Genomic DNA, 238 nt, shown 5'->3' on the forward strand with positions numbered 1-238 from the left:
TCGTCGCCGTCGTACGCTTGCGGATCCGGGGGGCCTCCTGGCCGGTTCACCGGCCCCTGTGCTGGAGCGCGGGGGTGGTGATCGTGCTGGCGATGACAGCGACGGGTATCGACGGCTACGGGATGGAGCTCTTCAGCGCCCACATGGTTCAGCACATGGTGCTGTCGATGTTCGCGCCGATCTTCCTCGTCCTCGGAGCGCCGGTCACGCTTGCCCTGCGCGCGCTGCCCGCGCGGCC

The 238-nt window shown here is 69.7% G+C and carries 1 protein-coding gene; it reads left to right on the forward strand.

Features of this window, described 5'->3' with window-relative positions; genetic code table 11:
* Window positions 1-17: 17 nt before the first annotated feature.
* Window positions 18-238, forward strand: a 221-nt coding sequence (locus SB719_RS22455) for a cytochrome c oxidase assembly protein (RefSeq protein ID WP_412160078.1), incomplete at its 3' end; no start/stop codon positions are given.

This window comes from Pantoea sp. SIMBA_079 (genome assembly GCF_046940275.1).
In the GTDB taxonomy this organism is placed as follows: Bacteria; Pseudomonadota; Gammaproteobacteria; order Enterobacterales; family Enterobacteriaceae; genus Pantoea; species Pantoea borealis.